The sequence below is a fragment of the Bacillus sp. ISL-46 genome, from assembly GCF_018613205.1.
In genome coordinates this window covers 239,594-259,431 of the sequence record NZ_JAGGQR010000014.1, presented here as the reverse complement: position 1 = coordinate 259,431, position 19,838 = coordinate 239,594, and the positions used below count along the sequence as shown (strand labels likewise).

The following is a 19,838-nucleotide window of genomic DNA, read 5'->3' as shown; positions in this document are numbered from 1 at the left end:
CATTATTTAGATAACTTTTTTCTCTCTTAAATAAGCAAAGACTTGTTCCACTGCCTCTTCAACGGTTACCTGATCAGAACGGAGGGTGATTTCCGGTTGTTCTGGCGCTTCATAAGGTGAATCGATTCCCGTGAAATCTTTAATTTCGCCACGACGCGCTTTCGCATAGAGTTGCTTGGGATCGCGACGTTCACATTCCTCGATTGGACATTGGACAAAAACTTCAATAAATTCACCGTCTTCAAATAAAGCCCGCACTTGCTCACGATCAGAGCGAAATGGTGAAATAAAGGCGGTGGTCACCACTTTGCCGCTGTCGACAAACAACTTGGCAACTTCGCCAATTCTTCGGATATTTTCAGTTCGGTCATAATCGGAAAAACCAAGATCCTTGTTTAAACCGTGGCGAATATTATCACCATCGAGGACATATTCATTGATCCCCTGACGGAACAATTCGTTCGATACAGCATTTGCGATAGTTGATTTTCCCGATCCTGAGAGTCCAGTAAACCAGAGTACACAGCTTCCGTGACCATTTTTTTCACGCCGAATTTTTTTGGAAATAGATGTTTCATGCCAAGTAATATTCGTTGGTTTAGACATTGATTTATTTTCCTCCTTACACTGTTGCTTTTTCTTTCATTCCCTCGATTAACACTTCAACAACTTCTTTGCGGCTAAAGGTAGACGGTGGAAGTACTCCTGCTCGTAGCATCTCTCTCACCTTTGTTCCAGAAAGAATCACTCTGTCTTCCTTACTATGCGGACAAGTTTTATCAGAAGCCATTCCTTCGCATTTATTGCAGTAGAAGCTATGTTCAAAGAACAAAGGCTTGATACCAAGTTCTTCTTCTGTAAAATTACTGAAAATATGCTGGGCATCGTAAGTTCCGTAATAGTTTCCAACTCCTGCGTGGTCACGACCAACAATAAAATGGGTGCAGCCAAAGTTTTTACGGGCAAGTGCATGGAAAATGGCTTCCCTTGGTCCTGCATATCGCATAGCTGCTGGATACACACCAAGTTGAACTCGTTCGCTAGGATAATAATTCTCAAGTAAAACACGGTAACTTTTCAAACGGACATCCGCAGGGACATCATCTGACTTTGTTTCACCTACAAGCGGGTTGACGAACAAGCCATCGACCGTTTCAAGGGCAGCTTTTTGAATGTACTCATGTGCACGATGAATAGGATTTCTTGTTTGGAAACCTACAACAGTCTTCCAGCCCTTTTCTTCAAAAATGGCCCGTGTTTCCTTCGGTTCAAACCACACATCACCGAATACTCCTTTTTCGGCTTTTTTTACGAGTACAACTTCCCCAGCCACGTAAACAGGTCCTCTTTCGTAAAGACGTTTCACACCAGGGTGGGCAAGTTCTTCTGTTTTATATACTTCAAGTGCTTCTTTGTCTAAATCAGGTTCATACCATTCTGAAACCCTAATAACACCATAGACTTCCTTGTTAAATGAAAGTTTGTACTCTTCTCCTTCCACAAGTGTTTCAGCAACACCGTAAGATACGGGTAATGTTACAGGGATAGACCAGATGGTATTGTCTGCTAAACGCATATTGCTCACGACAGATTCATAGTCCTTTTGTCCAAGAAAGCCCTTTAAAGGACTGAATAATCCGATACCAATTAATTCTAAGTCACTTAATGCAATCGTATCAATTTCAATTTCCTTTTCGATAGTGGTTAGATCGTAATTGGGGTCGAACGCTTGAATAAGTTTTCCTCCATGAGGTTTTGGTAAGTATGACATTTTGATCAACCTTTCTCTACAAATTTTAATTTATTCGCTACTTTTGTATTTGGGACTACTACCTTCGAAGGTGTTTTCTTCATTAGGAACATCACACCAAAAACGGAGATTAGAACACCTATCATTGCAATAATTGGATAGAAATTCTGTTCAATCACCAATTGAATAATGGTGTATGAAAGCACCATCGATAAAACAGGAGAAACAATCCAAACAGTTAGCAGTTGGACCACGATATCCTTTTTTAGGACTGCCTTCCCATATTTAGCATAGCCAATTCCGATTATGGAGGAAGTGGTAATTTGCGTTAATGGGACCGGAATTCCAAAAAGAGAGGCAGCAGTAACAATACTTGCACCAGTACCAGAAATTACACAACCTTCTTCTATCCTGAGAGTCGTTATTTTTTTCCCATTGGTTTCAAGCACCCGGTTTCCGAGAAAGAATGCACCGAGTGCAACGGCTAGACCGCCCCAGATGACCGCATCTCCCTTATGCATTAATCCTGCGGCAACAAGTGGTCCAACTGCATTTGCTACATTATTCATTCCAGCGGAGAAGGCTTCAAACAAGCCCATAAGTACAACAATGATTGCTAATATAGGACCAGCTTTTGACTTCTCCATCCATGTTTTAATGAATGGTCGCCTCAACAGTGATGCAGCCAAAATGGCAATAACAAATGCAGCAAAAGGAGTAAGCAGCCAAAACATTGCTATCCACAAAACTTTGCCTACAAAAACCGATTGATATACTACACCAGCTCCAATAACTGATCCTACTGCCACTTCGCTGGTCGAAAGAGGAATCCCAAAAATGTTGGCAAGGAATAATGATAATGCTGCTGAGGCAAGCACAATCAAGGCAATCGCCGTCGTAAAAGTACTGCTAGGGACAATCCCGCTCCCAATAGTCTTTACGACTTCCTCTCCACCTAGCCAAGCACCTAGGAAAACTGCAATAGCACAAAGAGCCAATGCCTTTCTTTTTGCTATTACACCGGCTCCATAGGATATACCCATCGACGCTGCGGCACCACTAGCACCAATATTTACTGCAAAAAATAATCCTATTGAAACCGCAATTATGGTAAGCGTAGGAATTACCTCCTTTACTTAGAGTGCAAACCGCACTCCGTTTTACTGCTGCCCGTCCAACGCCCATCTCGGGAATCACCATTTGTTCCGACGGCCTGTGTACATGGGAAACAGCCAATACTTGGATAGTTTTGATCATGCAATTGGTTATAAGGGAGGTCTCTTTCCCTGATGTACGACCAAACCTCATCCCACGTCCAATGAATTAATGGACAGATTTTTATATTTTTAAATTTATCATCTTTATTAACGAATTGCGTATCCTTCCTTGTTGGCGACTGTTCTCTCCTAAGACCTGAAATCCATGCATCTTTTGGAGTCAATGCCTCGCGCAGAGGGATGACCTTTCTGATTTGGCAGCATTGGTTTGGATCACGTTTCCATAATGCCGAGCCATATTCTGCTGCTTGTTGGTCTAAACTCAAATCAGGGGTTTTTCGCTCGATTTGTAACTCTGGAAAACGAGCTTCAATCTTATCAATCACTTCATACGTTTCAGGAAAGTGGAGCCCTGTATCTAAAAAAACAATCTGAGCATCTTTTTTTACCTGATAAATCAAATCGATTAATACAATTGCTTCAGCACCAAAACTGGATGCATAGATAATTTTCCCTTCAGGATAATTGCTATATGCCCACTCTAAAACAGACCTGGCACCCTTTGTCTCATCCTGAATAGAGAAGTTTTCCGAGATTTCACTCCAATTATTATAAGTCACTGCTTTTGTCATCCTCTATGGACCCCCTTTGTCATAATACAAAGGCTGTCTCCCACCCCAATAAGGTGTAGACCGCCTCAAGTTTTTCTAGTCAGCGAATTTTATTTGATTGAAGACGAACCTTTTCATTTTTCTCAATTTGTACTATTTTTCCATCCTGAACTACTAGTGTAATAGATCCATATTTTAATGTGTCCAGCATACGTTCAATATGTTCCTTTACTTCTTGCCATTCTGAACCTTCCAGTTGATTCGCCTCCCTTTCAAAACTTCATTGAATTGTTAAATTAAGATTAATCCTACCATACGCATAGGAATTGTCAATATAATTTATTATAATATTTAAAAAATCCTATAGTGTTCCAAAATAGAAAAGAGGCTGACATTAATTTTAATGTCTGCCTAGTCCTATTCAAGGGAACTAAAAACCAGTTCTTATACTGTTTTTTTCTTTTTCAACATCATTGTAATGAATAGGAAAAGAAATGGTAGAACCGCTCCCATAAGAATATTTAAGGGGACATATGACTGAAACAGAAATTCATTTATTTCGGAATAGTTCTTGGCGAAAATTACGGCACCGACACCGATTAACCATCCGAATGGAATGATAAAAGGTTTGTATGTATCAGTTTTAAATATTTGTGCGGTCCCAAGGCACAGCCCATAGAAGAATAAAGAAATACGTATCATTAATCCAACCGTCCAAAAGAGAATCGCAATGGCATCAAAGCGATTGATTACATCGCCTGCTTCAATATACCTTACTTCCGAAAAAGTAGGAAAAGCCATTTTCGCGGCTTCTTCTGGCCCAAATAGGGCTATAGGCCCTGTGATAGGCCCTAAAAAGAAGATCAATGTTAAAAGTGCGCTATAAATCCCTGTTTTCATTAGTTTTTTTGGATTTTGAACATACGGTAAAACCATTCCCATTATTGCAAATTCACCAAACCACCCCATTACGGTGAGCGAGCCCAAAGAAACGGGGTATAACCCGTTACCTAAAAAAGGCAGGAGGTTGGTATAATCCTTTTTTTCGTTCATCGTTAAGACTACAACAGCCAAGGCGAAAATGATTAAAACCGGAAGCATCACCTGGTTCAATCTTCCTAATGTTTCAAGACCTTTATGAACGATATAGATAGTTAATAGAAGAATCAACGTAATAAAAGCCCACATTGGTGTTTCCATCATAATTCTTTTATAGGACTCGGCATATAGTCTTGTTGCCAAACATGCCATGATAAAAAAATAAAACAAATATAGGAGTCCCAGTATTTTCCCAATCCAAGAGAAATGCTGAAAAAGAATTTCAATTAAAGTTAAGCCTGGAAATCGCTGAGAAAGCTTAACCAACGAGACTATTCCAATGAGCCCCAGTGCACTTCCGAATATTCCTGCAATCCACCCATCTTGCTTACTATGTGCCATCACGACCGTCAAAATAATTAAATGCCCGATGATCGTCAAAGAAGTGATCGCTAACATAGAAGCCTGAATATTACTAATTCTTCCCTTTTCAATCATAGGAATTTCCCTCCAATCATACTAAAACGGGCTTATTGTATTAAATAATTTTGATAAGGATGGAAGCTGGAATTCGTATATCAACACACCACCTAAAACAATTGCTAATCCCAGGATACCCATTTGAATAAACATCACTTTTTTCTCTTTCTTTTTCCAGGAAGTATATAGATGAAAAACTGTTGTGATACCTACTAGTATGATAAATAGTAAGAAGAATAACGTTTTCATTTTTTCCCTCTATTCTGATGTAGTTCCTTTTTCTAAGCCGAATCTTGTTATTGAAAAATCTATGTTTATATCGATGTCTGTATCTTTAAAACCATCCTTTTTCCATGACGAAGCCATTCCCCTCCAATCTTCAGGATATTTCCGTTTAAATTGGTCACCAAAGCCAATGATATCTGTATTCCAGTCATATTTAATCTTTCTAAACAAATCATCTATTTCTTTTCTTACAATTCCTTCAACCTGGCGATTTAGGTTAGCTAAATAATTACTTGAAATAGAAGGGGTTGAACAGGTTATCTCACTGATTTCACCGTCAGCATGAATATCAACATGAAAAGCAATCTTCGAATCATTCTTTTCGGGTGAAATAGAAGTGTTTACCTTTCTTATGGTGAGACTTGTGTTCCCTTCACTTGACCCATCTCCACAAGGAGCAATGATCACATCTTTAACTAGGTCTCCTTTAAGCCACAATAAGCCATTCGTCTCCTCTTTATTCAAGTATCCAACTAATTTCCCATTTTTAAACACAGCTGTTTCGTTTAAACTTAGTGAAGCCTCTCTACTTTCCTGAGGAATCAGACTTTTACTACTTTCTTGTCCAATGGGTTCAACTTTTCCTGTTTGAGCTAATTTATCATTCGCAATTGAGTTAGATAGTACCCCTGTATAAGGTTCCATTGAAACACTGCTTAAACCCTCTGAAAATTTACTAAGGTCTTTGACCATTGAAGATGTGGCATACCGATTCGTCGCAAACATGCCTCTTATTTCCAAACCAAGTGTTGGCTTTAACTCTGGTTTTGTGGTAATAATATCCTTTGCCTTCCCTTTTGTTACATAAAGTTGCAAATTCGGACGAAAATCATTTTCTCTTTTAAAATAATCTAAACTTTGCTCCAAGTTTTCCTTAGAAGCAAAAGTGTTTCCCAAAACAAGTACATTCATGTGTCCAAAATATAGTCTCTTCGGTATTGTCCTTGCTAAACTTGAAATAGCTTGGACAATGCTTTTACCGGTTGTAGAAATAATAAAAGAATTCTCGCCTTTTCCATCCGAATTATTTTTTGATGTTAGCGAAAATATTTGGTAAGTCTTTACAATGGATGCAGTGATTTCATATTCTCCTTTTTCATTGATATCTATTCCCATGATATCGATGACTGCATTTTCTTCTGCCTCATGTGAGCTCCAGCAGCCTGTTAAAGAAATAAGCAAAAAAGAATTAATAACAATGATTATTAAACATCTAAACTTACTGATATTACTCATCCTTTTTCTCCTTACTGCCAACTGATGATGAAGAAGCCTCTCCACTTCGGTGGAAATTGTTGATATTCATACCTGGAATACGCGACTTCATTCCCCACCAAGGAGCCCGAATAAAGACATCCTTCCAGCCCTGATAGAATGCAGGTGATACTGGCGAAAAATAGGGAACACCGAAAGAACGCAGACTGATAACATGGGTTAAGCCGAACATCAGACCAATAAGGATACCCATGAATCCAAAAAAACCAGCCAAAATAAGCAAGGGAATGCCTAACATTCTAATTATTTGGTGAAACGCATAGTTTGGCATAATAAACGATGTTAACGCTGTGATCGAAACAACAATGCTTAAAACTGGCCCAATAATTCCAGCCTGCACGGCCGCTTGGCCAATGATAACTAAAGCAAGCGTGATTATTATTGGACTCCCAAACGTTTTAGGCATTCGCAAGCCAGCTTCCCGAATCAGTTCGTAAGTCATGACCATAAAGATCGCTTCAATTAAGACGGGATATGGAAGACCTTCACGGCTCCCGGCAATTCTCAATAGAAGGGTTGTTTGTAATAAATCGGGATGAAAGGTGGTCAATGCTACATAAAAAGCAGGAAGGATTAAGGTTACAAAAAGCCCCAAAAATCGGACCCAACGAACCATTGTTGCAGCTAGTGAACTATCGTAATAATCCTGACTGGTGTGGAGGAATTCCACAAAAAGGGCAGGTGCTGTCAAGACAAAGGGAGACCCATCAATGATAATGGCGACCTTACCATCTAGTAAGCTCCCACATACTTTATCTGGACGATCAGTATTGTAAATGGTTGGAAACGGAGACCGCTTTGAATCTTGGATTAGAGACTCAATATATTGACTCTCTAATATTCCATCAATGTCTATTTTGGAAAGCCGATCTTTTATTTCTTGGACAATTTCCTCACTAGCAATTCCGGCCATATATAAAATGCCTATTTTTGTATTGGTTTGTCGACCCAGGGTTAGAAATTTTACTTTTAATTGTGGAGTTCGGATCCGTTTACGGACAAGCGCTAGGTTTGTGTCTAAATCCTCGATAAAACCCTCACGCGGCCCGCGAACAGTTCGTTCAGTAACAGCCTCCGTTATGGCTCTGCCTGTGTATTTAGCCGTTTGCAGCATATATGCCTGGTCTTCATTATCAATCAATAAAATAGTATTCCCTAATAACAACTGTTCAACAATTGTACTTAAACTATTTGAATGCTTAACATTAATAGATAAAAAATTCTTTCTTATGACATTTTGAGTGGTTTGTTTTGTTCTAACGGTGTGATGTTCATTGATGGTTACGACATGACTTTCGATTTCGGTTAACAAATGAAGGTCGACCATTCCTGGATGGTAGATTAAACATCCTTCAACATTTGAAATGTCCATGTGTTTATATTCCATATCCTCACAGGATTCGAACAAACTCTTAAGAGAAGCAATGTTTTCATTTAGCGAGGAAGATAGAAGTCCGTACTCACTTAAATTTGGCTGACCACTTACCACAAACTCCACCTCCATAACTACTAGTGTTTTACTTAGTTTTAAAAATATACAACCTACACAGCAATTAATTGAACTAAGGAATAATCTTTGTTGTCCTCGCTTTTTCTGCTGTTTGGTTAATCCGTTTGCTTAAAGGTTTTTTTAATATCAATGCTACAAGAAAACTAATGAATACAAAGACAATTAAAGAAAGGATATCTTTAATAACCACCTCTTTGATCATTCCACCGACCGTTTCACGGAGCATGCTTACCGCATACGTAAACGGCATAAAGGGGTTTAACTTTTGAAAAAAGGTAGAGGTCAAACTAACCGGAAACGTAGCTCCCGAACTAGATATTTGCAGGACTAAGAAAAGGATTGCTAAACCTTTTCCAATATTTCCGAACACCGAACATAAGGAATACGTAATCGTAACAAACACGATACTGATAAATATGCATAAAAGTACAAACCAAAGTTTGTCCACAGCATACGTGTGAATTAAAAACAAATCACCAAGGGCTACAATGGCTGCTTGGAAGATGCCGATCGTCAGAAATGTTAGCAGCCTCCCTAAATAGATTTGGTAGCTTTTGTATTTATTCTCAGGGTCATCGACATCTACTTTTAAGGAAGCAATCAGGAGAGTGGCTCCGACCCATAGGGCCAGCATCGTATAAAAAGGGGTCATCGCCGATCCATAATTCGGGATAGGAAATAACCTTTTCGTTTTCAATAGGATTGGACTTGATAAAAAGTTACTTTCCTTTTGAGGATCATGTTTAAGAAATTGGATTAAATCATTTATATTTACACTGCCTTCAAACTTACGGATTTTATCGGCCGCACTTCTAATTTTAGTTTCAAATCCTGGTAAGTCATTTCGAGCTATGTCCGCTGCTTTATGAACGACTTTTACAAGTTCGGGAAGCCTTGTTTGAACAAGGTTCCTTGCTCTTCGAATGTCTTCCTCCACTTTTGGCAAATCATTCCGCACAAAATCAGCCGCCTTATGTAGTTTCTGTTCAACCCTGGGCAAATCATTTTTAAAAAATAAGGCTGCTGAATTTATATCTTGGGTTACTTCGTCTACTTTCTGTTGAATGCCAGTCCGAGTTTCATGGATGCTATTATGGATTTTTACTAACTCCTCGTACAATTGGTCTAATTGGTCTTGATTTGCTGTAGTATCCACCTGTTTTGTATCCTTTACGCTATCGATTGCTTGATTAAGTTTCGTTTCTATCTCATTTAAATTCGAGACTACTTCTAAAATGATATCGGTGGTACGCTGCATATCAGTAAGTTTCCCCTGTAATACGATCACTTTGTCCCCGGCATCCTTTATAAGTGGCAAACTAGCTTCAACCTTTAAGATACTGGTGCCGGCCTGCTGGATTTCGGGTATTCTTTGTTCAAGCTCAATAATTTTCTGTCCCTTTGCTTGTATTTCGGGCAGCCTCTCCTCCAGTTCTATCGCCTTTTTTCCCATTTCCTCAATCTGCGGTAATGCTTTTTCCAATTCAAAGATTTGTTTCTCAACATTATGAATGGAAGGCAATGCTTGCTCAAGCTCAATACCTGCTCTATAAAATACAGAGAATAATTCATTCCCCACCGTTTTAATAAACGCCTGACTAATTTGCGCCGTAACACTCGATGCCCCTGAGTTTGCAATTTTCGGCGCCACGGCATTGATTTTTTCGTTAACAGCGAACTCTATGTTTGGTTTTTGGGGGTTCACTTCTAAAATACTCGTAAGTTTCTTTGAAAAATCCTTTGGGATAATAAGATATGCATAGTAATGCCCTTTCTCTACGCCACTCTGTGCATCGCTTCGATTCACAAAAACCCAACCAAGCTGGTGATTCTTTTTTAGGCTTTTTACAGTATCATTTCCAACATTAAATTTCTTCCCACGAATTTCCGCTCCTTCATCCTCGTTGCTAACAGCCACCCGAATCCCCGATGTATTGCCGTAAGGGTCCCACATCGATTTGATATTAACCCATGCATAGGCAGAAGGCAGGATCATTAGTGCTCCAATTAACAAAACTACAATTGGAACTCTAAATATATTTCTCCAATCTGTTTGGTAAATATGAAAAATCATCCTCACTATTTCCCCCACCTTTCACTAGTAGTCCATGATCTTATCTTCCTACTATCTACAAGAAAAGATTCAGGAAATAGAAACGAAATGCACAAAGAGGGCTGCCTAAGAAAATTTACTTAGGCAGCCCTCTTTGTTTTACTTACTTATTGGGTTCCACATCAGTCGTGGGATTATAGTTATATTTTGAACGGTCGACAGGAATAAACGTTTCAGGTTTGTAGAAACGTAATAAATCTCCATTTACAACTTTATCTGATAGCTTTAATTTATATTCGACGATTTTCTGATCTTTCTTAGCTTCTTCGGTTTTAGCTTTATCTAATTTCATTCCCGTTTTGGAATCATAGAATTTACCATCAATAGAGGTGATTGTTGAACTTACAAAGTCGCCATTTCTGAAAGGAACTACATCATCATGCTGTTTAGATAATATGTCGGTTCCAAATTGGACATATTCTTTTGTGTCCGTGCCAAGCAAATGAAGAAGTGTTGGAAGAAGATCGATTTGACCACCGTACTCGTGGTTTACTCCACCTTCCATTCCTGGTACACGAATAAATAATGGCACTCGTTGTAAGCCAGCATTTTCGAAAGGAGTAATTTCTTTTCCCATCACCTGTTCCATTGCTTTATTATGATTTTCTGAAATTCCATAATGATCACCGTACATGACAATAATCGAATGATCATATAATCCTGATTTTTTCAGGTAGTCAAAGAATTGCTTCAATCCCTCGTCCGCATATCGTGCGGTTTGAAAGTATCCATCGACAGATTTATCACCGGTTGTCCCTGGTGCAATCGTTGCGTCTTCCTCATTAATTGGATATGGATAATGATTCGATACGGTAATAAATTTTGTATAAAATGGCTGTGGTAAGGATTCCAGTAGTGGAATGGATTGCTCATAGAAAGGCTTATCCATCAGCCCATATTCAGCTAGATCTTTAGAATCTATTTGATAGTAATTTGAATCAAAGAACTTGTTAAACCCAAACGATTTATAAATCTCATTACGATTCCAAAAGCTTCCTGAATTTCCGTGGAACACCGCTGACGTGTAGCCTTGCTGACCTAAAATAGCTGGAGCAGCTTCATATGTGTTTAAACCTTTTGTCGTATATGCTGAACCTTGGGATAATCCATATAATGAATTTTCTAACATGAATTCAGCATCAGATGTTTTACCTTGACCTGTTTGATGGAAGAAATTATCAAAGTAAAGCGTATTTTGATCTTTCGTTAATGAATTTAAAAATGGTGTTACTTCTTCCCCATTCAACTTGTAATTAATAAGGAAGTTTTGCATTGATTCTAGATGTAAATAGATTACATTCATTCCTTTTCCAGCACCAAAGTAAGCTGGATTTGGCTCTGCGTAATTAGATTTTGTATAGTTAATGACTTCTGTAATATCATCACTGCTTGCCATAACCCTTTGTGCTGATGCTTTGGTACTTTGAACTGCATCATAAATGGTGTAATTGTACATACCTAAATACTTCACAATATAATTACGGTCAAATCCTCTGGTTAATAATTGAGGGCGGTCTGTTTCAGCTAAAGCTAGGTTTGCACTAGAAATAGCAAGCGCCATTGAAAATAAGGCAGCCACTTTTCCGCGATTCATGTCATTGGCCTCAATTTTCACAAACCGTAAAACAAGTAAGGCAGCCAAAATAATGATATCAATGAAGAATAAAAAATCATAAGGTTTTAATAGAGTCGTCACACTTCCACTTACATCGCCAAAGTTTTGTGTCTGCGTTAGAGTCGGTAAGGTGATAAAATCATTAAAAAATCGGTAAAATAGAATATTCGCATATAATAGAAACGATAAAAGAAAATCGATGACAATCAGCCCAATATACTTTTTTCTACCTTTTAAAAAGAAAGAAAAGCCTAAGAAAAGTAAAGAAGATCCGAGCGGATTTATAAATAATAGAAACTTCTGAAGAGAATTTTCTATCCCTAAGTCAAATTGCGTTAATTGAACGATATATGTCTTCATCCATAGGAAAAATACAGTCAAAAAGAAAAAGCCAACATATTTATTAAAAATACTTTGACCTCTTTGCAATAAGTTATTCATATAGCACCTGCCTTGTAGTCTATTATTATATAATTTTAGTCATTATTTTAAATATAATGGGTGGATACTGTTCCCAATAGTCTATCATCTATATTAGCATTTAAATATGAACAATCCATGAATATTTTAGAAATAATTAAATTAGGCAACACAAGAATATTACTATACTCCATTTTTTTAAAATGTCAAGGACTCGATAAAAAACAAAAGAAGCTGATACTTCAGTAAAAAATAACGAAGAATCAGCTTCTATTGATTTTATTTTACTTATAATACTTTCTCTACCGGCTTCTTTTCTTTTCTCTTCATTTTCATTAGTGTTTCATAGACAATTGGCACAATTACTAATGTAAGCAACGTAGAACTTGTCAGCCCCCCGATGACTGTGACACCTAATCCCTTCGAAATTAGTCCACTTCCTTCCATACCGATTGCTAGTGGTATAAGCGCACCAATTGTCGCAATTGCTGTCATAAGAATTGGGCGAACACGTGTCCCTGCTGCCTCAAGAAGGGCTTCTCGTGTCGATAATCCATCATTTTCTTTATGAATGACACGATCAATTAATACGATTGCATTCGTTACAACAATCCCAATTAACATCAAGGCGCCAATCATTGCTGAAACACTTAAGGTTTCGCCAGCGATCAATAATCCTAATAACCCGCCGATAATGGTAAATGGCAACGAGAATAGAATCGCTAGTGGTGCTAAACCTCCACCAAATGTAATAACGAGAACTAGATAAACAATTGCAATCGCTGCAAGCATTGCTAAGCCTAACTGTGTAAAGGATTCAGCAATATCTTCTGATACCCCGCCGACAGATATATCCACGGTCGATGGCATTTTTAACGTATCTACTTTCTTTTGAACTGCCGTCGAAACTTTTGATACATCTTTAGTGGTAATTTCTGCACTTACACTTGCATAAATACGACCATCACGCCTTGTAATCGTGTCAGAAGTGTTTCCCACTTTTACGTCGACGACATCCTTAATCGGAACTGTCATACCCATAGGGGATTGAAGCGTTTTATCTGTCAATTCATTAATATCTTCATATTCATCTTTCTCAACCTCTAGATAGACATTCATTTCTTTGCCGTTATTTTCAATTGTTGTTAATACTTGACGTTGGCCATTTCCAGCTAGGCCCATTCCAACCTGTGCTACAGTAAGACCTAATTGACTTAACTTTTCCTGATTAGGAACTAATGTGTATTCTTCATACGTATCCGAGATACTCGTTTTCACATTTCTAAGGGATTCGTTTCTCTTAAAAATCTTCGATATATTGTTCACGACTGGTTCAATTTCATCCATATTGTCACCATAGACGTTAAACGTTAGAGCATTCGATGATCCCATGCCAGAGAAATCTTGGCTTGCCCATTCACCTTTATCTTTTCGTTTCTTTAGGTCATTGATAACCTTTTCGGTTTCATGTGAAAAGTTTTTAGTATCTTTGTCATATTCAACAAAAAACATGGCAGAATTACTTTGCCCTGGATTCATTGGATTTTCTCCGCCAACAGAAAACTGAATGGTTTTTACTCCTGTTCTTTCCTCAAAAAATTCTTCTGCTTCTGTTGCAATCCGCTCAACTTCATCCAATGTTTGGCCTGGTGCCGGTTTGTATGTGGCAACAACCATTTTCTGTTCATCAGAAGGAAGGAAACTTACCCCAATGACCGGTACAAGGAACAAGCTGCCAACTAACAGTAAGATAGCTAACCCAAAGGTAATAATTTTATGGTTTAACGACCAATTAAGAACCTTTTTATAATTAGAAGCTAATTTACCAGGTTTATTTTCAACATGCACTTGTTTTAATGATATCCCTTTTTTAAATAAAGAATGAGCCATCATTGGTACAATTGTAATGGCTACTAAAAGAGAAGCCATTAATGCGAAGACGATTGTCAATGCAAATGGTAAGAACATCTCCCCAACTGGACCTTTTACTAATCCTAATGGCAGGAATACAGCAATTGTTACAATCGTTGAAGAAAAGATCGGCATAAACATTTCTCTAGTGGCCGCCACAATTAATTCCTTACCACTAAGTGTTTCATTCTTAAGAGACATTCGTCTAAATATATTTTCGATGACAACAATTGAATCATCAATAACTCGACCGATCGCAACTGTCATTGCACCGAGTGTCATCATATTTAGCGTAATATCCATTTGTTTAAGAAGTAAAATAGCTATTAATATCGATAAAGGAATAGAAATGACTGAAATAATTGTTGTTCGAAAATTTCTTAAGAAAAGCAATATGATAATCATGGCAAAGATTGCACCAAATATCGCTTTATTTAGCATTGTTGCAACTGATTCTTCGATAGGTTTCCCTTGATCAAAAATCGTCGTTACTTTTAACCCATCAATCTTAGCTTCAAAACCACTTAGTTTTTCTTTTACTGCGTTTACAACATCTACTGTATTTGCATCTTGTGCACTTGTAATTTGCACACCGATTGATTCCTCACCATTTGTCCTGGAAATAGATTCGGCTTTCCCTACTACTTCAATTGTTGCCAGATCTTTAAGGTCTACAGTAGGAATCGATGCTGGAACCTGTGCTGTTTGATTTCCTTGGCTAACTTGGCCGCTTGTCATACCTTGTTGTACCTGACTTTGTTGACCACCCGTCATTCCTTGCTGTGATGCACCTGTAGATGGGACTACGGGAATTTTTATTGCTTTTAGGTCATCGATCGATGTCACATTACCATTGATGACAACTGACTTTTGCGTATCTTTAAATGTATATAAACCTAATGGAAACTTAACGTCTGTAGCTTTAATTAAATTCTTGATTGTTTCTTCGGTTAACCCATATTTCTTTAATTTAGTTTCATCAAATTTCAATTGAACTTCGTCAACTTGCTGCCCTGATATTTGAACGGTTGATACTCCTTCAACACCCTCTAGCTCTGGAATGATCTCCTCTTCAGCTGTTTTTGTTAATTCTGTCAATGATTGGTCTGAATTTGTAATACTTAAGGACATGACTGGAAAGCTTGAGAAACTCATCCGTGAAACTTTGGGTTCCTCCACTCCGTCAGGAAGTTCAAGATTGCTTAATGCTTCCTTCACTTCGTTTTGAGCCTTTTCCATGTCTTTATCAAAATCATATTCAATTTGAATCGATGATGCATTTTGAAATGAAGAGGAGCTTACAACGGAAACTCCATCCAAATTCTCAACTCTTTTTTCAATTGGTTCTGTAACACTCACTGCTACCTGTTCGGGTGTTGCACCAGGGTAAATAGCCATGACTGTAACAAGCGGTGTACTGATATTTGGAATGGTTTCTAGTTTCATGTTCATCCCAGAATACAATCCTGCAATTGTTATAATAATAGTTAACAGCCATATGGCAAATTTGTTCTTCAATGAAAACTGAATGATTTTCTTCATATTTCGCTCCTTCTTATACCTTGTTGACATTTTGGTCTGATTCGAATAGGATTGACTATACGGTCATAACAGATTTAATCATACTGACCAACCGGTCATAAGTCAAGAAATATTCATTATGGCATAGGAACATCAATTAATGGAGGGTTTATTTTGACAGAAAAGGAGAAAGTTATTATAAAATCAGGGATGAAGCTTTTTGCTCAAAAAGGTTTTTCCTCGACGTCTATACAAGAAATTGCTACTGAAAGTAATATTTCTAAAGGAGCTTTCTATTTACATTTTAAGTCCAAAGATGATTTATTACTCGCAATTCTGGATTATATATTTGAGACAATAGAATCAAGTAGGTTGGTTTTTGACAACCAAGATTTATCCCCCAGAGAAAAATTCATTAAGCAAATCTCTGCTATTTTCAGAACCTTTATTGGTCATAAAGAATTTATGATTATGCTCTCCAAAGAACAAGCAATCCCAAGGAATGAAGAAATCAAGAAACTTTTCTTCAAAAAGCGGTTTGAATCTCATTTATTATATCGCAAAGGAATAATTGCTATTTATGGTCAAAACATTGAGCCTTTTTCAATTGATTTAGCCCTGATTCTAGAAGGATTGTTTCAATCGTATATTGGATTATTAATGCTCGAACCAGTAGAGTTTGAGATTGAAAAACTATCCCACTTTTTAATGAAAAGGTTGGATAGTATCATAAAAGACATTACATGCGAAGAACCCTTCTTAACCGAGGAAAAGATGGGGAAAATAATAAAAAACTCGAAGCAAATTTTTGAACCTACCAATGTAAATAATATTATCCAAGCAATGAAAACTGAGATTGATCAAATGGAAAATAAAGAAACATTAGAAATCTCATTAGAGGTACTGGAAGAGGAAATAAACAAACAGAGCCCCCGTGTTCCAGTAATTAAAGGGATGCTTTCAAATTTTAAAGGGATTTCAAAACTTGAAAAATATAATAAGGAAATTACTGCTATTTATGGCTTTGAACTATAGAGGATATCTTATCAAATATCCTTTCTACAAAAATAATTGACTGACTGACCAGTTATAGTGTATATTTTATGACGACATAGTCATTAGTCTTTTTATAACATCTAGGTAGGAGAAATAATTATGGCGATAGAAGAGAAAAGAATAAATACAAAATTAGTCATAACCGGTTTAATTATCGGTATGTTTTTCAGTGCACTAGAGCAAACAATCGTAGGAACAGCAATGCCTACAATCATCTCAGAGTTAAATGGCTTTACCATATTTGCGTGGGTTACAACAGCCTATATGATTACTTCAACAACAGTGGTTCCGATAGTTGGAAAACTATCTGACCTTTATGGTAGAAGATTCCTCTATTTACTTGGAACCATTATCTTTATTATTGGTTCAGGTCTTTGTGCCACTGCAACATCTATGGAACAACTAGTCATCTATAGAGGTCTTCAGGGGATCGGCGGTGGGATGATTATGCCCCTTTCTCAGACAATCATTGGGGACATCTTTACAGCTGAACAACGGGCTAAATGGCAAGGGATTTTTGGTGGGCTGTTTGGGTTAAGTTCAGTCATCGGTCCTTTCTTAGGCGGAGTTATTGTCGATAACATTAGTTGGCACTGGATTTTCCTAATTAATGTTCCCTTTGGACTACTTTCCGCTATTTTAATCTTTATGGGATTAAAGCACGAATCGATTGAGAAAAAAGACAAAGTTAATATCGATTATTTAGGGATAATCACCTTAATTCCTGCGATCGTATTATTATTACTGGGTTTAACATTCGGCGGTGATAAATTTGAATGGGCTTCTGCCACATCTTTCCTTATTTTCGGTGGTTCAATTTTACTGCTTATAGTCTTTGGATTTATTGAGCGAAAAGCTGCTGAACCTATACTGGACCTTTCCTTCTTTAAAAATCGAATTTTTGCAACTATGAATGCATTAGGATTTTTACTGGGACTTGGAATGTTTGGTGCGATTATGTTTGTACCTATGTATATGCAGGGTATTCTTGGCGTTTCACCAACCCAGGCTGGATCTACAATGACTCCAATGATGATTGCTATGATTGCTGCAAGTGTTGTTGGCGGTCAGTTGTTATTAAGATTTAGTTTCCGCACAGTATTAACTTCAGGCATGCTTCTTGGTGCCTTAGGATTCTTTTTAATGAGTACAATGGGCATCGATTCAAACGAATTTACTGCTTATGCATATATGGTGGTTCTTGGCTTAGGTATGGGCTTAGTAATGCCCACATTAATGATTGCCATCCAAAATGAATTTCCAAAGTCACAGCTTGGAACGGTTACGGCAGCCTCCACCTTCTTTCGTTCTATAGGTGGAACCATCGGGATAACCGTTCTAAATTCAATCATGAATCATACACTTAAAGGAAAAATGGTTACTGCGGCTAATGATGCTGAAAACCCAATTGCTCACCAAACATTACAAACTCTTTCAGAGAAAACTGATTCACTATTTAGTTTGTTGCTTAATCCGAGTCTATTAAAAATGCCTGAAGAAATTCAGAAAAGCGTGATATACGGCATTCAAATTGCATGGTCAGAATCCTTTTCTACGGTTTTCTTAACGGGACTCATCTTTATATCAGTCGGTATTTTGGTCGCTCTTGCAGTTGGCAAGGGTCGTATTAAAAGAGATAAGGAACTTAAGGATAGTGGTGATCAACAAGTCGCATCATTTGGTCGGGATGCAACTGAATCATAGTAGTCGATTAATGAAGAGGGATTCTGCTGAATCCCTCTTTTTCTATGTGAAATATTCAATTTTTGCTTTGGGAAAATAGGTGTTAATATACTTGCCAAGAGTGTCTTTAATATCTTCTTGCTCATCATTCGTATACACAAATTTACCGATCCCGTAGCGTCCCCATTTCCATTTCCTTTTTGACTCATCGAGTTCAAGTTTTGTCATCGGGTAATTTTTCTGAATGACACGTTTTGCTGGTTTCGTAAAACGGTGTTGAATCATTTCAAAGGTTAAATCTTTTTTTGCTGATTCCGGTAATTGTGCTTCCAGCTTTTCTAACATTTCCTTATATCCTTCTTTCCATCCTTCATGCAAATAAATAGGAGCAATAATAAATCCTAATGGAAACCCAGCTCCAGCCACCTTTGTAGCTGCTTCTATTCTATCAGGTAACCTTGAAGTACCTGGTTCAAAATTCTTGATTATATAATCGTCATTTATACTAAAACGAAAGCGGGTTCTTCCATTATGTTTAGCGTCAAGTAAATGGTCTACATGAGCAAATTTAGTTACAAAGCGGAGCTTGCCATATTCAGACTGTCCAAAAAATTCTATCGCTTTTTTTAATGTATGGGTCAAATGGTCAACGCCTACGATATCGGAAGTACAGGAGGCTTCAAACCTGGTTGGTTCAGGTGCACGTTCTATCATGTAATTCTCTGCAGCCTCAAAAATATCTTCAAGATTGACATAGGTACGAATATAAGGTTTACTGCCCATTGTCGTTTGTAAATAGCAATAATGGCAATGCCCCATACACCCAGTTACAAATGGGATGGCGTATTCTGCAGATGGTTTAGATGTATCAAACTTTAAGGTCTTCCTTACCCCAATTACCAACGTGGATTTTGCAGTTCGGTATTTTTGAAAATCATTATCTCCAGGTAAGTTTCTAATTTGATTGTGTGAGGTAGTTTCTCTTATTTCAATGCCCATATGTTCAAATTTGGCAATTAACGCTTTCCCAAGTGGATATTCCAGTGCACTTGGTTCAACGTAAACGAGTTGAGGAACAAAAGGCTTAACCATAATAATCCCCCATCTCTGCCATTCCAAACGCCTCCTGATAAGCAGATTCCGCCTCATTTGCCGACGAATAGACAGCAATTTCATCTGTTAAGGGGTAATAGGTTTCGTAGACAAAAAGTGCTAGTTGATCAGGGTTCTCAGGATTCTGCACAACTGCGGCTTCTTGGATATTGGCTACATCCTGTGCATGCGGGTTCCGAATAATTATATGGACGATTTGTCCTGGTTGGTATGATTCCATTTTTCCACCTAATCCTTTCA

16 protein-coding genes are annotated in these 19,838 nt (G+C 37.7%); 2 read left to right on the top strand and 14 right to left on the bottom strand.

The window, feature by feature from the left end; genetic code table 11:
- Positions 1-6: 6 nt before the first annotated feature.
- From cysC to J7E67_RS09235, 12 genes are all read right to left on the bottom strand, one after another.
- On the bottom strand, positions 7-606 hold the full coding sequence (gene cysC / locus J7E67_RS09290; protein ID WP_214712929.1) for an adenylyl-sulfate kinase: 600 nt from the start codon (positions 604-606) through the stop codon (positions 7-9).
- Positions 607-622: 16 nt separating this feature from the next.
- The gene (gene sat, locus J7E67_RS09285) at positions 623-1,771 is read right to left on the bottom strand and encodes a sulfate adenylyltransferase (RefSeq protein WP_214712931.1); all 1,149 of its coding nucleotides are present in this window, start codon (positions 1,769-1,771) and stop codon (positions 623-625) included.
- A gap of 5 nt (positions 1,772-1,776) precedes the next feature.
- Positions 1,777-2,874 (bottom strand): sulfate permease, encoded by a 1,098-nt coding sequence (locus J7E67_RS09280; RefSeq protein WP_308160419.1) that lies wholly within the window; start codon positions 2,872-2,874, stop codon positions 1,777-1,779.
- 8 nt (positions 2,875-2,882) lie between these two features.
- Positions 2,883-3,599 carry a phosphoadenylyl-sulfate reductase gene (locus tag J7E67_RS09275; RefSeq protein WP_088086780.1) on the bottom strand — a complete coding sequence of 239 codons (717 nt, stop codon included), beginning with the start codon at positions 3,597-3,599 and terminating at the stop codon, positions 2,883-2,885.
- Between the two features lie 79 nt (positions 3,600-3,678).
- Complete coding sequence (locus J7E67_RS09270; RefSeq protein ID WP_285289242.1) at positions 3,679-3,834, bottom strand: YezD family protein; 156 nt, start codon at positions 3,832-3,834, stop codon at positions 3,679-3,681.
- A gap of 188 nt (positions 3,835-4,022) precedes the next feature.
- On the bottom strand, positions 4,023-5,114 hold the full coding sequence (locus tag J7E67_RS09265; protein ID WP_214712939.1) for a GerAB/ArcD/ProY family transporter: 1,092 nt from the start codon (positions 5,112-5,114) through the stop codon (positions 4,023-4,025).
- 21 nt (positions 5,115-5,135) lie between these two features.
- Positions 5,136-5,345 carry a hypothetical protein gene (locus J7E67_RS09260; protein WP_214712941.1) on the bottom strand — a complete coding sequence of 70 codons (210 nt, stop codon included), beginning with the start codon at positions 5,343-5,345 and terminating at the stop codon, positions 5,136-5,138.
- A 9-nt stretch (positions 5,346-5,354) separates the two neighbouring features.
- On the bottom strand, positions 5,355-6,617 hold the full coding sequence (locus J7E67_RS09255) for a Ger(x)C family spore germination protein (RefSeq protein ID WP_214712942.1): 1,263 nt from the start codon (positions 6,615-6,617) through the stop codon (positions 5,355-5,357).
- Positions 6,610-8,145: a spore germination protein gene (locus J7E67_RS09250; protein ID WP_214712944.1), complete on the bottom strand. Its 1,536-nt coding sequence runs from the start codon at positions 8,143-8,145 to the stop codon at positions 6,610-6,612. The genes J7E67_RS09255 and J7E67_RS09250 overlap by 8 nt, the downstream gene beginning before the upstream one ends.
- A 73-nt stretch (positions 8,146-8,218) precedes the next feature.
- A complete protein-coding gene (locus J7E67_RS09245) occupies positions 8,219-10,240 on the bottom strand; it encodes a YhgE/Pip domain-containing protein (RefSeq protein ID WP_214731463.1) in 2,022 nt (673 codons plus the stop codon).
- A 142-nt stretch (positions 10,241-10,382) separates the two neighbouring features.
- Positions 10,383-12,335 carry a lipoteichoic acid synthase gene (gene ltaS / locus J7E67_RS09240; RefSeq protein ID WP_214712946.1) on the bottom strand — a complete coding sequence of 651 codons (1,953 nt, stop codon included), beginning with the start codon at positions 12,333-12,335 and terminating at the stop codon, positions 10,383-10,385.
- A 267-nt stretch (positions 12,336-12,602) separates the two neighbouring features.
- Positions 12,603-15,767, bottom strand: coding sequence for an efflux RND transporter permease subunit (locus J7E67_RS09235; RefSeq protein ID WP_214712947.1), 3,165 nt, complete (start codon positions 15,765-15,767; stop codon positions 12,603-12,605).
- A gap of 153 nt (positions 15,768-15,920) precedes the next feature.
- Between J7E67_RS09235 and J7E67_RS09230 the strand changes: the two genes are divergently transcribed.
- Together J7E67_RS09230 and J7E67_RS09225 are read left to right on the top strand one after the other, a co-directional pair.
- The gene (locus tag J7E67_RS09230) at positions 15,921-16,781 is read left to right on the top strand and encodes a TetR/AcrR family transcriptional regulator (RefSeq protein ID WP_214731462.1); all 861 of its coding nucleotides are present in this window, start codon (positions 15,921-15,923) and stop codon (positions 16,779-16,781) included.
- A gap of 120 nt (positions 16,782-16,901) precedes the next feature.
- Positions 16,902-18,506: an MDR family MFS transporter gene (locus tag J7E67_RS09225; protein WP_214712949.1), complete on the top strand. Its 1,605-nt coding sequence runs from the start codon at positions 16,902-16,904 to the stop codon at positions 18,504-18,506.
- 42 nt (positions 18,507-18,548) lie between these two features.
- Here the strand turns inward: J7E67_RS09225 and splB are convergent, their stop codons facing one another.
- Complete coding sequence (gene splB, locus J7E67_RS09220; protein ID WP_214712950.1) at positions 18,549-19,577, bottom strand: spore photoproduct lyase; 1,029 nt, start codon at positions 19,575-19,577, stop codon at positions 18,549-18,551.
- Complete coding sequence (locus J7E67_RS09215; RefSeq protein WP_214712951.1) at positions 19,570-19,818, bottom strand: transcriptional regulator SplA domain-containing protein; 249 nt, start codon at positions 19,816-19,818, stop codon at positions 19,570-19,572. The genes splB and J7E67_RS09215 overlap by 8 nt, the downstream gene beginning before the upstream one ends.
- Positions 19,819-19,838 lie beyond the last annotated feature (20 nt).